This is a genomic window from Erwinia sp. E602, assembly GCF_018141005.1.
Taxonomy (GTDB): domain Bacteria; phylum Pseudomonadota; class Gammaproteobacteria; order Enterobacterales; family Enterobacteriaceae; genus Erwinia.
Genome location: NZ_CP046582.1, coordinates 3,884,630 through 3,899,723 on the forward strand (window position 1 = coordinate 3,884,630; position 15,094 = coordinate 3,899,723).

14 protein-coding genes are annotated in these 15,094 nt (G+C 53.4%); 4 read left to right on the forward strand and 10 right to left on the reverse strand.

Annotated elements, in window-relative coordinates:
- Positions 1 to 65: 65 nt before the first annotated feature.
- From map to GKQ23_RS19500, 4 genes are all read left to right on the forward strand, one after another.
- Positions 66 to 860 carry a type I methionyl aminopeptidase gene (map, locus tag GKQ23_RS19485; RefSeq protein WP_056236291.1) on the forward strand — a complete coding sequence of 265 codons (795 nt, stop codon included), beginning with the start codon at positions 66 to 68 and terminating at the stop codon, positions 858 to 860.
- A gap of 115 nt (positions 861 to 975) precedes the next feature.
- A complete protein-coding gene (gene glnD / locus GKQ23_RS19490) occupies positions 976 to 3,633 on the forward strand; it encodes a bifunctional uridylyltransferase/uridylyl-removing protein GlnD (RefSeq protein ID WP_056236288.1) in 2,658 nt (885 codons plus the stop codon).
- Positions 3,634 to 3,720: 87 nt separating this feature from the next.
- Entirely contained in the window at positions 3,721 to 4,545 is an 825-nt protein-coding gene (gene dapD / locus GKQ23_RS19495) for a 2,3,4,5-tetrahydropyridine-2,6-dicarboxylate N-succinyltransferase (protein WP_056236285.1), read from the forward strand.
- Between the two features lie 324 nt (positions 4,546 to 4,869).
- Complete coding sequence (locus tag GKQ23_RS19500; RefSeq protein WP_056236283.1) at positions 4,870 to 5,262, forward strand: DUF3461 family protein; 393 nt, start codon at positions 4,870 to 4,872, stop codon at positions 5,260 to 5,262.
- A 380-nt stretch (positions 5,263 to 5,642) separates the two neighbouring features.
- Here the strand turns inward: GKQ23_RS19500 and degP are convergent, their stop codons facing one another.
- From degP to GKQ23_RS19550, 10 genes are all read right to left on the reverse strand, one after another.
- Entirely contained in the window at positions 5,643 to 7,076 is a 1,434-nt protein-coding gene (gene degP / locus GKQ23_RS19505; protein ID WP_212409193.1) for a serine endoprotease DegP, read from the reverse strand.
- Positions 7,077 to 7,225: 149 nt separating this feature from the next.
- Positions 7,226 to 8,731, reverse strand: coding sequence for a dGTPase (dgt, locus tag GKQ23_RS19510; RefSeq protein ID WP_056236278.1), 1,506 nt, complete (start codon positions 8,729 to 8,731; stop codon positions 7,226 to 7,228).
- Between the two features lie 261 nt (positions 8,732 to 8,992).
- Positions 8,993 to 9,895, reverse strand: a complete 903-nt coding sequence (locus GKQ23_RS19515; protein ID WP_212409194.1) for a hypothetical protein — start codon at positions 9,893 to 9,895, stop codon at positions 8,993 to 8,995.
- Positions 9,896 to 10,053: 158 nt separating this feature from the next.
- Positions 10,054 to 10,572: a fimbrial protein gene (locus GKQ23_RS19520; protein ID WP_212409195.1), complete on the reverse strand. Its 519-nt coding sequence runs from the start codon at positions 10,570 to 10,572 to the stop codon at positions 10,054 to 10,056.
- Between the two features lie 30 nt (positions 10,573 to 10,602).
- The gene (locus GKQ23_RS19525; RefSeq protein WP_212409196.1) at positions 10,603 to 11,451 is read right to left on the reverse strand and encodes a hypothetical protein; all 849 of its coding nucleotides are present in this window, start codon (positions 11,449 to 11,451) and stop codon (positions 10,603 to 10,605) included.
- 181 nt (positions 11,452 to 11,632) lie between these two features.
- Entirely contained in the window at positions 11,633 to 12,151 is a 519-nt protein-coding gene (locus tag GKQ23_RS19530; RefSeq protein WP_212409197.1) for a fimbrial protein, read from the reverse strand.
- A 30-nt stretch (positions 12,152 to 12,181) separates the two neighbouring features.
- Positions 12,182 to 13,045: a hypothetical protein gene (locus GKQ23_RS19535; RefSeq protein WP_212409198.1), complete on the reverse strand. Its 864-nt coding sequence runs from the start codon at positions 13,043 to 13,045 to the stop codon at positions 12,182 to 12,184.
- Between the two features lie 21 nt (positions 13,046 to 13,066).
- On the reverse strand, positions 13,067 to 13,582 hold the full coding sequence (locus GKQ23_RS19540; RefSeq protein WP_212409199.1) for a fimbrial protein: 516 nt from the start codon (positions 13,580 to 13,582) through the stop codon (positions 13,067 to 13,069).
- 30 nt (positions 13,583 to 13,612) lie between these two features.
- Positions 13,613 to 14,503 (reverse strand): hypothetical protein, encoded by an 891-nt coding sequence (locus tag GKQ23_RS19545; RefSeq protein WP_212409200.1) that lies wholly within the window; start codon positions 14,501 to 14,503, stop codon positions 13,613 to 13,615.
- A gap of 10 nt (positions 14,504 to 14,513) precedes the next feature.
- Positions 14,514 to 15,050: a fimbrial protein gene (locus GKQ23_RS19550; RefSeq protein WP_212409201.1), complete on the reverse strand. Its 537-nt coding sequence runs from the start codon at positions 15,048 to 15,050 to the stop codon at positions 14,514 to 14,516.
- Positions 15,051 to 15,094: the final 44 nt, after the last annotated feature.

Here is a 15,094-nt window from a genome sequence, read left to right on the forward strand (position 1 = left end):
GACTGCTACCATTGCTGCACTTTGTTTAGTATTGTCGAAAATAGCGACAACCGCGGATCGAATGAATGGCAATCTCAATTAAAACCCAAGAAGAAATCGCAAAAATGCGCGTCGCCGGGCGTCTCGCCGCCGAGGTGCTGGAGATGATCGGACCCCACGTGCAGCCGGGCGTCAGCACCGCTGAGCTCGACCGCCTGTGCCACGATTATATCGTCAACCACCAGCAGGCGATCTCCGCCTGCCTCGGCTATCACGGCTTCCCGAAATCGGTCTGTATCTCGGTGAATGAAGTGGTGTGCCACGGTATTCCGAGCGAGGAGAAGATCCTCAAAGATGGCGATATCGTCAATATCGACGTCACGGTGATCAAAGACGAGTATCACGGCGATACCTCCACCATGTTTATCGCAGGCACACCCACCATCCAGGGCGAGCGGCTGTGCCGCGTCACCCAGGAGAGCCTCTACCTGGCGCTGCGTATGGTGAAGCCGGGCGTGCGGCTGCGCACTATCGGCCGTGAGATCCAGAAGTTTGTTGAAGCGCAGGATTTCTCCGTGGTGCGTGAATACTGCGGCCACGGCATCGGCAAAGGCTTCCACGAAGAGCCCCAGGTGCTGCACTATGATGCCGATGACGGCGGCGTGGTGCTGCAGGCGGGCATGGCCTTCACCATCGAACCGATGGTCAACGCCGGCGACTACCGCATTCGCAGCATGAAAGACGGCTGGACGGTGAAAACCAAAGACCGCAGCCTGTCAGCCCAGTATGAACACACGCTGGTGGTGACGGAAAACGGCTGTGAAATTATGACGCTGCGTAAAGATGACACCATTCCGGCGCTGCTTAACAACGCCGGTTAAGTAATAAGATAATCCTATGATTGCACGCTACAGTCGGCACGCCGGTCACGTGTAAGATAGCGCTAAGCCGGCAATCGCCGGCTTTTTTAATGGCTGTAGTCCCGGAGCGGGTGAGATGACAAAAGAGCTGACAGACGCAACCGTCCTGAAAAAATTAACCAAGTCGCCGGTTTACTGGCAGGACGAAGAACTCAATCGCGACGGCCTGCGCCAGCACCTGGACCACTTCCAGCGCTACCTGGCCGACGCCTTTGACGCCGGGCAGGACGCCGAAACGCTGATCGCCGCCCGCACCCTGTTTATTGACCGCCTGCTGCGGCGCCTGTGGCGCTTCTTTGGCTTCCCGGAGCAGGAGGGCGTGGCGCTGGTAGCGGTCGGGGGTTACGGGCGTGGTGAACTGCACCCGCTGTCGGATATCGACGTGCTGATCTTAAGCCGTCAGCCGCTGTCAGACGAAGATGCCCGACGCACCAGCGAACTGCTGACGCTGATGTGGGACCTGCGGCTGGAGGTCGGCCACAGCGTGCGTACGCTGGAGGAGTGTCTGCTGGAGGGGCTGTCAGATCTGACCGTCGCCACCAACCTGATTGAGTCACGTATGCTGACCGGCGACCTGGCCCTGTTCCTTGAGCTGCAAAAAAACGTGTTCAGCGACGGCTTCTGGCCCTCGGACCGCTTTTTCGCCGCCAAAATTGCCGAGCAGCAGGAGCGCCACCAGCGCTACCACGGCACCAGCTACAATCTGGAGCCGGATATCAAAAGCAGCCCCGGCGGCCTGCGCGATATCCATACCCTGCTGTGGGTGGCGCGCCGCCACTTCGGGGCCACCTCGCTGGATGAGATGGTCGGCTTCGGCTTCCTGATGGAGACCGAGCGCAACGAGCTTAACGAGTGCCAGAGCTTCCTGTGGCGCATCCGCTTCGCCCTGCACCTGGCCCTGACCCGCTACGACAACCGGCTACTGTTTGACCGCCAGCTCAACGTCGCCCGCCGCCTTAACTATCAGGGCGAAGGCAACGAGCCGGTGGAACGCATGATGAAGGACTTCTTCCGCGTCACCCGGCGCATCGCCGAACTCAACCAGATGCTGCTGCAGCTGTTCGACGAGGCGATCCTCGCGCTGCCGACCGATGAAAAACCGCGTCCGCTGGACACGGAATTCCAGCTGCGCGGCACGCTGATCGACCTGCGTGATGACGATCTGTTCAGCCGCGATCCGATCGCTATCATGCGCCTGTTCCACACCATGGTGCGCACGCCGAAAATCACCGGCATCTACTCCTCCACGCTGCGCCACCTGCGCCACGCGCGACGCAGCCTGGCACAGCCGCTCTGCACCCTGCCGGCGGCGCGGGAGATGTTCCTGTCGATTCTGCGCCACCCCGGCGCGGTCAGCCGGGCGCTGGTGCCGATGCACCGGCACAGCGTGCTACAGGCCTACATGCCGCTGTGGAGCAACATCGTCGGCCAGATGCAGTTTGACCTGTTCCACGCCTACACCGTCGACGAGCACACCATACGCGTGCTGCAAAAGCTGGAGAGCTTCGCGGACGAAGCCACCCGCAGCCGCCACCCGCTGTGCGTTGAGCTGTGGCCACGGTTACCACAGTCAGAACTGTTGCTGATGGCCGCACTGTTCCACGATATCGCCAAAGGTCGCCACGGCGATCACTCGATCCTCGGCGCGCAGGACGCGCTGGAGTTTGCCGAATTACACGGCCTTAACTCGCGGGAAGCCCAGCTGGTCGCCTGGCTGGTGCGCCACCACCTGCTAATGTCGGTGACCGCCCAGCGGCGCGACATCCAGGACCCGACGGAGATCCAGCAGTTTGCCGAAGTGATGCAGAATGAGAACCGCCTGCGCTACCTGGTCTGCCTGACGGTGGCCGATATCTGTGCCACCAACGGCACCCTGTGGAACAGCTGGAAACAGAGCCTGCTGCGCGAGCTGTTCTTTGCCACCGAAAAACAGCTGCGCCGGGGGATGGAAAACAGCCCGGACCTGCGCGAACGGGTGCGCCACCACCGGCTGCAGGCGCTGGCGCTGCTGCGGATGGACAACATCGACGAGCGGGCGCTGCACGACATCTGGAACCGCTGCCGCGCGGACTACTTCCTGCGCCACACGCCCAACCAGCTGGCGTGGCACGCGCGCCATCTGCTGATGCACGACCTCAGCCAGCCGCTGGTGCTGGTCAGCCCGCAGGCCACCCGCGGCGGAACGGAAATCTTTATCTGGAGCCCGGACCGCCCCTACCTGTTTGCCGCCGTGGCCGGGGAGCTGGATCGCCGTAATCTGAGCGTGCACGACGCGCAGGTTTTCACCAGCCGCGACGGCATGGCGATGGACACCTTTATCGTGCTGGAGCCGGACGGCAGCCCGCTGTCGGCGGATCGCCAGGAGTTTATCCGTATCGCGCTGGTGCAGGCCATCGGCCAGACGCACTGGCAGCCGCCGCGCATCCGCCGCCAGTCGGCGCGGCTGAAACATTTTAACGTCGATACCGAGGTCAACTTCCTGCCGACCCACACCGATCGCCGCACCTATCTGGAACTGGTGGCGCTCGATCAGCCCGGCCTGCTGGCGCGGGTCGGGGAAGTTTTCGCCGATCTCAACGTTTCGCTGCACGGCGCACGCATCAGCACCATCGGTGAACGGGTCGAAGATTTGTTTATTCTGGCCAACAGCGATCGCCGGGCGCTGGACGCTGATTTGCGCGAACGACTGCAACAACGGTTGACAGAGGCCCTTAATCCAAACGATAAAGTGTGACCCGGAACGACTTTTAACAGCGCCACCCGCCGAATCCGCCAGCGGATCCTTGTTTATCGCGGATGGCAAAACCAGGAAGAGACCAACATGCAACAGTTACAGAGTGTTATTGAAGCGGCCTTCGAGCGCCGTGCGGAGATCACCCCGGCCAACGCGGATACCGTTACCCGCGAAGCCGTTAACCAGGTGATCGGCCTGCTGGACAGCGGTGCCCTGCGCGTGGCAGAGAAGATTGACGGCCAGTGGGTCACCCACCAGTGGCTGAAGAAAGCGGTTCTGCTCTCTTTCCGCATCAATGACAATCAGGTAATTGATGGCGCAGAGAGCCGCTACTACGACAAAGTTCCGATGAAATTTGCCGACTACGACGACGCGCGCTTCAAAAAAGAGGGCTTCCGCGTGGTGCCACCGGCCGCCGTTCGCCAGGGCGCGTACATTGCCCGTAACACCGTGCTGATGCCGTCTTACGTCAACATCGGTGCGTACGTCGATGAAGGCTCGATGGTTGATACCTGGGCTACCGTGGGTTCCTGCGCGCAGATCGGTAAAAACGTCCACCTGTCAGGCGGCGTTGGCATCGGCGGCGTACTGGAGCCGCTGCAGGCTAACCCGACCATCATCGAAGACAACTGCTTTATCGGCGCACGCTCTGAGATCGTGGAAGGCGTCATCGTGGAAGAAGGCGCGGTAATCTCGATGGGCGTTTACATCGGTCAGAGCACCAAAATCTTCGACCGCGAAACCGGCGAAGTGACCTACGGCCGCGTGCCGGCGGGCTCGGTGGTCGTTTCCGGCAACCTGCCGTCAAAAGACGGCAGCTACAGCCTGTACTGTGCGGTTATCGTGAAGAAAGTCGACGCCAAAACCCTCGGCAAAGTGGGCATCAACGAACTGCTGCGCACCATCGACTAATTCCCCTGCGGGTCACCCCGGTGGCCCGTAATCTATTCTTTACACTTCCCCCCATTGCCACTCTGCGCATAATTTCTCAACAGATAGTGATATTGCTCACAATTCAGGCGTATAATCCGCGCCATTCAGCGCACTCGCGATCCCCGATCTGATTTTACAGGCATAGATCACGGTAGTACGGGACGAGCGAGCTAAGCAAGTACAAGGCGTACAGCGCACAGCTACCGGAATGTACATAAGTACATGAGGATAGCGAGCACTGCACAACGCAGTAATTGCGACGCGCAGCCGTAACGACAAACTCCCGCATAAGGATCAAAAACCATGTACGACAATCTTAAAGGTTTGGGTATTGCTTCTCCTGAAGACATCGACCGCTACAGCCTGCGTCAGGAAGCCAGTAATGACATCCTGAAAATCTACTTCCGCAAAGACAAAGGTGAATTCTTCGCTAAAAGCGTCAAATTCAAATACCCGCGTCAGCGTAAAACCGTGGTCGCCGACAACGCCAGCCTCGGCTACAAAGAGATCCAGGAAATCAGCCCTAACCTGCGCTACGTGATCGACGAGCTGGACCTGATCTGCCAGCGCGACCAGGTGGAAGTTGACCTGAAACGCAAAATCCTCGACGACCTGCGTCACCTGGAAAGCGTAGTCTCCAACAAAATCGCCGAAATCGAATCCGATCTCGACAAGTTGACCCGCAACAGCCGCTAATACCTTCTTACACCCGGCTAGCCAGTCGCTTCAGATTCCGGAGCCTGGCTATCGGGGGATATCCGGAACGCGGACCCGCTACACCCTCCCTGCGCTCGGCCGGGCACGTCCATGTGCCCGACGGTCCGCTAACCCGGATATCCCCCGATTGCCCACAAAACCTCGCGTAGCTGAAAGACCCAGGGCTTTAAAACCATTAGTCAACTACAATGCCAGTGATTAGGGAAGGAAGTGGGATGAGCCCGGAGCGGCTTGCCCGCGCAGGGTCGCCCGGTGACAGGCCCGGGTATCTCGGTCATTCAGGCGACATGCCCTTAACAAGCCCTCAAATAAAAACGGTGCCCATAATGAGCACCGTTTTTTTATCGACCCGTTAAAACTTACTGCATCAGCAGATAGATGCTGCTGTCACCACGCTGAATATTCAGCGCCAGCACCGATGGCTTAGTATCGAGGATCTTACGCAGCTCGCCCAGATTGGCGATCGGCTGCTGATTCACACCGAGGATCACATCGCCTTTCTTCAGCCCGATACGCGCCGCCGCTGAACCGGCCTTCACGTTATCCACCTTCACGCCTTTGGCATCTTTAGTGTCCACGTTGCTCAGGTCAGCACCTTCAATACCGTTATAAATCGTCCCGGAATCGACCTTTGCCCCGGCGCTCTGCTGCAGTTCAACGTTCACCGTCAGCGGCTTACCGTCACGAATCAGCCCCAGTTCCATCTTCGTCCCCACCGGCAGCGATCCGACCTCAGCACGCAGCGCGGAGAAGCTGGAGATCGGCTTATTGTTAATCGACACGATCACATCACCGGCCTTCACCCCGGCCTGCGCCGCAGACGACTTCGGCACCACCTGGCTGACGAAAGCACCGCGCTGGGCATCCACCTTCATCGCCTTGGCCAGCTCTGAGTTCAGCTCGGTGCCCATGATACCCAGTTCGCCACGTTTGACCTGGCCGTACTCCACCATCTGACCGGTCAGGTTTCTCACCATATTACTCGGGATAGCAAAACCGATGCCGATATTGCCGCCGTCCGGTGCCAGAATCGCGGTATTAATCCCGATCAGCTCACCGTTCAGGTTCACCAGCGCGCCGCCGGAGTTACCGCGGTTAATCGCCGCATCGGTCTGGATAAAGTTCTCGTAGTTTTCCACGTTCAGCCCGCTGCGCCCCAGCGCAGAGACGATACCGGAGGTCACGGTTTCGCCCAGGCCATACGGGTTACCGATCGCTACGGTGTAATCGCCCACGCGCAGCGCATCGGAATCAGCAATCTTAATCGCCGTCAGATTTTTGGCATCCTTCAGCTGGATCAGTGCGATATCCGAACGCGGATCTTTACCGATCACCTTGGCGTCATATTTGCGGCCGTCGCTCAACTGCACCTGAATTTTGGTAGCGTTATCCACCACGTGATTATTGGTCACCACGTAGCCCTTATCGGCGTTGATCACCACGCCGGAGCCCAGCGCACGGAATTTCTGCTGCTGGGCATCATCGCCCGCCGGGCCGCTGCCGCCCTGACACATCGGTGAGGACTGGAACGGTGAGCCCTCCTGACAGAAAGGCGAGTTATCGCCAAAGAACTGCTGGAACTGCTGCGGCAGGCGTGGGGTGCGCACGGTGGTGCTGCCCTCCACGTTGATGCTGACCACCGACGGCATCACTTTTTCCAGCATCGGAGCCAGGCTTGGCAGCTGCTGGGTGGAAGAGGAAGATGCGGTTTCAGCAGCGCTGGCGGCTAACGGATTCAGCGCCAGACCCAGGCTCAGCGCAAGTGCGCTCAAAACTAATGTGGTTTTTTTCATGTTTCAGGCTCTCAAATAATTCGCGAAAGATAACCATTGCTGTGGTTGTGAAAGTGAGATTAATTTTTTAGCGGTAAGTTCATGTACGCGGTATCGGGTAAAGGTAAAAATTTATTGATTTCCTTTACAAAACTGCACGCAATACTGAATCACTCTACCGCCATCAGCCGCCGGTACTCATCCCACGCATAGAGGTCGGTCATGCCGCTGATATAATCCTGCAACAGGCGGGCACGGTAATAATACTCGAGGATATCACTGGCACCGTCGCCGTTATCCAGCGCCAGAACCGCTTCGCCATACGCCTGCCTGAAACGGCTGGAGAGTTTATGAAACAGGCGTGTTTCAATCGGATAACCTTTTAAATAGTCCTTCGCCAGCAACTCGCTAAATTCAGCACGGCTTAAGCGCAACAGCGGCTGATAGATGGTCAGCAAACCGCCAATTACCCGATAACCCTGCAGCTCCAGCTGTTCCACTTCGGGGTGGTTAAATACATGACTAAAGGCCACTTTTTTGAAAATGTCCAGCAGCTGGCTGTGCGGACTGCCGTCTTCCAGCAACGCTTCATTAAATGCCCCCTGATAGACCGCCGGCAGATGATCGATAAAGCGATCCGCCGCATGTGGCACCAGTCGGGCAACGGTATTTACGCGTAAATACATAAAGAACTGATCGTCGTTACAGGGGGCGCTGGCCGATATCCGCGACTTTTCCCGGGCGCTGGTCACCACGCTGGCAAACAGATCGTCCGGCTGGTGGTCGGGCCACAGCCGATATAAATAGTCGTACAGTTGCTCAACGCTGAAGATATTTTTCTCTACCGCATCTTCTAAATCCGCCACGCAGTAGGAGATATCATCCGCGGCTTCCATGATATAGGTCAGCGGGAAACGGCAGTACGGCTGCAAATCCAGCTGCTGGCGCAGAGATTCAACGTAGTGCTGTTCAGATAAATAGTAACCCGGCTTTTTCATCAGGTAGGCGTGGCTGGCCGGAATATCGCTGGTCTGCCACGCCGGCCGGGTATATTTCAGAATACAGCCGACCTGTGCCCAGGTAAGATTCATTTTCATCAGCGTGTGCACCATGCGGATCGCCTGCGCATTACCTTCAAAATGGCACAGGTCCTGCCGCACGCGGCCACGCAGCGCGTTCAGACCGTCCTCACGGTAGCGCAGCACCGCAGGTTCACAGCGGTCCTCACGCCCCGACTCGGGCTGCCAGCTGGCATCCAGCGTCTGGCGGAACCAGTCGTTAATCGCCGACTCACCAAAGTGACCGAACGGCGGGTTGCCGATGTCATGCATCAGGCAGGCCATTTCGACAATGCTCTCAAACGGCCCGGTCAGTTCTGCCAGCCCCAGCGCTTCCAGCTGGCCCTGCTGCTCCAGCCGCGACAACACCTCACGGGCAATATAGCGCCCCACCTGTTGCACCTCCAGCGAGTGGGTCAGCCGGGTACGCACCGCCGCATTACGCTCCAGCGGAAACACCTGGGTTTTCTGCTGCAGGCGGCGAATGGCGGCAGAGTTAACGATACGCCCGCGATCGCTTTCAAAGATGCTCAGAATGGTATGCCGGTCAGGCGTGCCCGTCAGCGGGCGATAGCAGCGCTGCCAGTTGATTTTTTTGCGAAAGTCGATCCCGTGCATGCCTTGCTCCCTCAGATAAACGGCGGGGTGTGACCAATGACAGTCTATCACCCTGTCACCGCAGAGCAACGCGGGCGGTGGATGGATTGCAGCGCCAGCATTCGCATTAGATGTCTCAATGCTCTGATATTTTCAGCAGTCAAGGCACATGCTGGTGGTGCCCTTATCGCTGAGATCCCTGACGTTAGCATGGGTAACGGCGCCAGTTACGGGCAGCAGCAGCGCCCGCATCAGTCCATACGCCTTATTGCAGACTGAATGCTAACTCGGCGAAATCACCGCATACACCACGCTTTTATACTCCCCGGGCGCGGGCTGCTGATGATTATAGGAGGATAATTTAAACTCTATCTCATCGCTGCTTTTCCCGTCCTTATCCAGCGTAAGCGGTTTACCTTTTGCGCCATCAAAACTATAACCGGCAGCACACATCCTCAGTAACTGAGTATCATCTGCTGAATTACTGACCGCCACACATCCCTCCGCATCACGAGCTCCCGCAGCATTCAGAAATACCGAAGCGGTTGATGCGCCTTTGCAGGCGGCATCGATTTTAACCTTTCGGCCAATTCCCGCCCGGAAACCCTGCTCGCTGCCCATCATATTCACCACGGGGTCAGGGATTGATAATGTGCATGAGGGGGTGGTGCCTAAGGTACCGGATGCTATATACCCATTAAAAATCTCTCCAATTGGATCAGGAGTAATAGATACCATAGTGGCGAAGCGGCCATCCAAAACCAGATCTTCATGTCCTTCATTTACAAAAAAAGATCTGCATGAAACAGAATAAGATGTTATTTTTACCGGCTTAGGAAAGGTGTATTTGGTTACTCCTGCAACATCTGTCACCAATGCATAGATTTTTTTTTCACTTTTATCTTCATCGGTATGATAAGTCATCTCGCAATTAGACACCATCCCTAAACCTGACGAAGGCATGCCGTTCGTTGGATGTGACAAATTTAAAAAATAGATGTCATTTAATGGGACATCCTCCAGCCCTTGATCTGATAATAACGGACCCTGCCAAAAAACAGTACCATGTCTTCCACTCACAAGCATATCGCTCTCAACATCTCTCTGATCAGCAGTAGCATAAGATGCTGGCAGCAATAATACACAAATCAACCATAAAAAAAACAGTCGCATCCATATTTTCATTTATAACCCTCACTCAAAATCAAACTTCATATTCACCACCGTCCTGAATTCTCCCGCCGTAATGCTGTCTTTAGTAGCAACGTATGCCGCTTTACAGGTGAGTGTGTTATCCACTGAAGGGTGTAGAAAAAAAGATGCCCATACTTTCATTTTAACCCTCACTCATACTCAAAATTCATATTCACCACCGTCTTGAATTCTCCCGCCGTAATGCTGTCTTTAGTAGCAACGTATGCCGCTTTATAGGTAAGAGTGTTATTCTCTGAAGGGGTCAGTTTGCTTTTCTCGGTTACCGAACCGTCAGGACTAAATTTTTTCGTACGGTCAGTCTGGTAAAAGTACAGGCCCACCCCGGTGGCGCCGTCACTCTTTGCCGTAATCGCGTTGGCAAAGGCGGTTTTATCATCGGCATCCGCGCTGCCCGAGGCGCTGACCTTCACTGCGGACGCCGCCGTACCGCACTCTTCCAGCACAATCTCAATGGTCTTCTCACCGGCGGTGGTGCCCTTACCTTTGAGATCCCGATCGGCAACATTATCCAAAGGAATGGTCTGCGTCTTTGAGCCGGAAGCAATGGTGCAGGTATTCGCCACCACGCGGCCGGTAAGGGTGATAACGGCAGAATCACTGGCCGCATGGATAACCGCGACAGTTCCAGGCAGCAGCAGTGCCCTCATCAGTCCATACGCCTTATTGCAGACTGAATGCTAACTCGGCGAAATCACCGCATGCACTACACCTTTATACTCCCCGAGCGCAGGTAACTGATGGTCATGCGAGGATAAGGTGAACTCTATCTCATCGCTGCTTTTGCCTTCATTATCCAGCGTAAACTGTTTGCCTTTTGACCCATCAAAACTGAAACCGGCAGCACACATCCTCAGTGACTGATCACGATCTGTTGTATTCTCTACCGACAAACATCCCTCTGAATCAGGAACTCCCGTTCCATTCAGAAATACAGCAACTTTCGGTACACCTGCACAGTCAGAGTCAATTTTAACCTTTTTTTTCAGCCCCGCCTGGAAACTCTGGGCGCTGCCGCTGAAATTAACAATGGGATCAGGGATAGATAAAGTGCATGAGTAGGTTGTACCAAGCCTAAGGTCAACATCTGCCGCATAAAAAGCATCTTCCATACCATCGTCGAAAATCGCCGCCATCCCAATAAGAAGATCTTTAAAGTCAACATCTTCATTCTCTCTATTCTCTATAAAGATCCTACAAGAAATAGAGTAATGTGTAATGAAAACTGGCTCAGAAAAAATGTACTCTTTACTATCCGTAGCCCCATTCAGTGATACATTAAGTTTCCTTGCTGATTTATCTCCATCAGCATAATAAGCCACCTCGCAATTATTCACAATACCGACATCTATGATATTTTCCCACGAGTTTCTAAGTGGTAAATTCGCAAAGTACAACCCTTTTACCTTCGTGCCTTTTTCTGGAAATGTATATACTGGCGATTGCCAGGATCCACTCGCATACTTCCCATTTACAACCAGTTTGACAAGGAGTTCATCAGCCGCATATGAAAGCGGTGATAAAATCAAAAAAAATAAACACAAATACTTAATTTTTTTAACACTTGTTTTCTACGCCCCAAATTAAAAGCACGCTCAATTCTTTACTGTGAAATCGCATTTTGTGGAAAAAAAATTTAACTTCATACACATGTATTACCATTTGCAATTTTTAAATAGCAGCTCAGGAATAATCAGATTTATCACCCCCTCACTCATACTCAAAATTCATATTCACCACCGTCCTGAATTCTCCCGCCGTAATGCTGTCTTTAGTAGCAACGTATGCCGCTTTACAGGTGAGAGTGTTATTCTCTGAAGGGGTCAGTTTGCTTTTCTCGGTTACCGAACCGTCAGGATTGAATTTTTTCGTACCGTCAGTCTGGTAAAAGTACAGGCCCACCCCGGTGGCGCCGTCACTCTTTGCCGTAATCCCGTTGGCAAAGGCGGTTTTATCATCGGCATCCGCGCTGCCCGAGGCGCTGACCTTCACTGCGGACGCCGCCGTACCGCACTCTTCCGGCACCATCTCAATGGTCTTCTCACCGGCGGTGGTGCCCTTACCTTTGATATCCCGGTCGGCAACATTAGCCAGCTGAATGGTCTGCGTCTCTGAGCCGGAAGCGATGGTGCAGGTATTCGCCAGCACGCGGCCGGTAAGGGTGATAATGGCAGAATCACTGGCCGCATGGGTAACCGCACCAGTTCCGGACAGCAGCAGTGCTCTCATCAGTCCATGCTCCTGAATGCGGGCTGAAGCTTAACTCGGCGAAATCACCGCATACACCACGCTTTTATACTCTCCGGGCGCGGGCTGCTGATGATTATAGGAGGATAATTTAAACTCTATCTCGTCGCTGCTTTTCCCGTCCTTATCCAGCGTAAGCGATTTACCTTTTGCCCCATCAAAACTGAAACCGGCTGCGCACATCCTCAGTGAATCAGCATCATCTGCTGTATTTTTGACCGCGATACACCCTTCAGAATCGCTTACTCCATTACCATTCAGAAATACCGTAGCTGATGAAGGCCCTTTGCATGCAGCGTCAATTTTTACCTTTCTGCTCACTCCCGACTGAAAATCCTGCGCGCTGCCAGTAATATTCACCACGGGTTCAGGAATTGATAATGTGCATGCGGATTTTGCATATAGTTTCCCTTCTATAATGTATGGGCTGAATATTCTAGAATCAGAATTTTTGTCAACAGCCACATTAACATCAAATATATATGAACCTGTCAAACCCACATCCTCATCAGACTTATTAGATAGATAAGACACACAGAGAAGTTCAATGTTATTAAATTGTCTACCCTCTGGAATCAAAACCTTTTCCGAAACTTCATCATCCCGAGATGATAAATTTACAGTATAAGAATCATCTTCGCCATTTTTTTTAAAAGAAACCTGGCAATTATTAATAATTCCCACAGACGACAGAGGAATTGAGGGCGTTTTCCCCGGAGGAGATATCCACACTGCATTATAACTTACTGGATCAGTATGATATGAAGAAACATAAGAATATGCAGTAGCATGCCTTTCATGCTCGACGAGATCAGCAAAAGCGCAAGCTTTCGGTATCGAAAAAAATAAAATCAGACATGGTAAGGTGGCTTTCATTAGTACCTTCATATTACTCCGTCACTCAAAATAAAATTTCATATTCACCACCATCTTGAATTCTCCCGCTGTAATGCTGTCTTTAGTAGCAACATATGCCGCTTTATAGGTGAGAGTGTTTTTCACTGAAGGGGTCAGTTTGCTTTTCTCGGTTACCGAACCGTCAGGACTAAATTTTTTCGTACGGTCAGTCTGGTAAAAGTACAGGCCCACCCCGGTGGCGCCGTCACTCTTTGCCGTAATCCCGTTGGCAAAGGCGGTTTTATCATCGGCATCCGCGCTGCCCGAAGCGCTGACCTTCACTGCGGACGCCGCCGTACCGCACTCTTCCAGCACAATCTCAATGGTCTTCTCACCGGCGGTGGTGCCCTTACCTTTGAGATCCCGATCGGCAACATTATCCAAAGGAATGGTCTGCGTCTTTGAGCCGGAAGCAATGGTGCAGGTCCTGGCCAGTACACGACCGGTAAGGGTGATAACGGCAGAATCACTGGCCGCATGGGTAACCGCACCAGTTCCAGGCAGCAGTGCCCGCATCAGCCCATGCACCTGAATGCAGGCTGAAGGTTAACTCGGCGAAATCACCGCATACACCACGCTTTTATACTCCCCGGGCGCAGGCAGCTGATGGTCATGCGAGGATAAGGTGAACTCTATTTCATCGCTGCTTTTCCCGTCATTATCCATTTGTATCGATTTGCCTTTTGTCGCATCGAAACTAAAACCGGTAGCACACATCCTCAGTGAATCAGTATCATCTGCTGTATTGTTGACCGCGATACACCCTTCAGAATCGATTACTCCCTCACCATTCAGAAATACAGTAGCTGATGAAGGCCCTTTGCAGGAAGATTCAATTTTAATCTTTCTGCTCAGTCCCGTCTGGAAATTTTGCGCGCTACCTGTAATATTCACTACGGGTTCAGGGATTGATAATGTACATGAGGATGTTGAATATAGCTTTGCACGTTTTTTTATATCAAAACTCATCAATTCTCTACCAGAAGAATCAACCCTACCCGACTTAATAACAAGGAAATTTAAATGACCAAGATTCACGTCCTCATCAGTCTTATTAAACAGATAAGACGTACAGTCATAGGTAATCATGTCAATAAAACCATGTTTAGGAATGAAAATTTTTCTCGGCACTTCTTCATCAAACGCCGATATGCTGACTTCATGCGTTCCCGACCTATCAGCCTCTCTAAATTTAACTTGACAATTAGTTGAAACTCTAATGCGCGACAGAGGGATTGAAGGTGCTCTCCCCCCATGAACAAGCCATACTGTCTCAAATTCATCTTCAGGCTTGCCGAATGAGGAAGTACCACTTGCATATACTGTTGCATGCTTTCCATTTTCAACAATATCTGCCCCAATCGCCGCCAGGCAACTTTCGGGCACCAAAAATAGTAGGCACAGACCCGATAACAAAACGTTAATTAATCTCTTCACATAAACCCCATTACTGATACTCAAACTTCATATTCACCACCGTACTGAACTCCCCCGCCGTAACACTGTCTTTGGTGGCAACATATTCTGCTTTATAAGCAAGTGTATTATTCTCGGAGGGTTTCAGTGTACTTATCTCTGTTTCTGAACCGTCAGGATTAAATTTTTTCGCACCCTTAGCCTGGTAAAAGTACAGGCCCACCCCGATGGCACCGTTACTCTTTGCCTCTATCGCGTTGGCAAAGGAGGTTTTATCATCGGCATCAGCGCTGCCCGAAGCGCTGACTTTCACTTTGGATGCCGTCGAACCGCAGTCTTCCAGCACAATCTCAATCGTCTTCTCACCCGCGGTGGTGCCCTTACCTTTGATATCCCGGTCGGCAACACCATCCAACGTAATGGTCTGCGTCTTTGAGCCGGAAGCAATGGTGCAGGTATTCGCCAGCACACGGCCGGTAATGGTGATAACGGCTGAATCACTGGCCGCATGGGCAGCAGCGGTAGTGCCAAGCAGCAGCAGAGTCAGTGCAGTAGTGGTGGTTTTCATAATAATTGTCTCCGTTGAAATAAAGGTGTTGTCTCTGTTAATTT